The organism is Pseudomonas sp. R9.37 (assembly GCF_963878885.1).
Lineage (GTDB): Bacteria > Pseudomonadota > Gammaproteobacteria > Pseudomonadales > Pseudomonadaceae > Aquipseudomonas.
On record NZ_CAWNZA010000030.1, the window covers coordinates 1 to 404 of the forward strand.

Annotated in this window: 1 protein-coding gene; it reads left to right on the forward strand. The window is 47.0% G+C overall.

All coding sequences use genetic code 11. The features are described 5' to 3' along the window. Nucleotides 1-226: hypothetical protein (locus tag AACU78_RS15715; RefSeq protein ID WP_218276863.1), on the forward strand; the 226-nt coding region annotated here is incomplete at its 5' end. Between the last annotated feature and the right edge of the window lie 178 nt (nt 227-404).

Below are 404 nucleotides of genomic sequence, written 5' to 3' on the forward strand. Positions count from 1 at the left end.
GTCTATAATTCGCCCCACTTCCGGCGCAGTCGAAACGGAAAACTCCTTGGTAAACAAAGAGTTACGCAGAATTCGACAGCGAGTTGCTTCAGTTCATCGAAGCCCAGAAGGAGTTGGTAGAGCAGTGTTGTTTGGCTCTATTAACGTTTCGATCTTCTCGGTCGAAAGCGGAGAAAAAGAGGTGTTGACAGCAGCGTGTAACGCTGTAGAATTCGCCTCCCGCTAACGAGAGATCGGAAGCGCAAGTGGTTGAAGTTGTTGAAGAAATCTTCGAAAACTTCTGAAAATAATCACTTGACAGCAAATGAGGCTGCTGTAGAATGCGCGCCTCGGTTGAGACGAAAGATCTTAACCAACCGCTCTTTAACAACTGAATCAAGCAATTCGTGTGGGTGCTTGTGGAG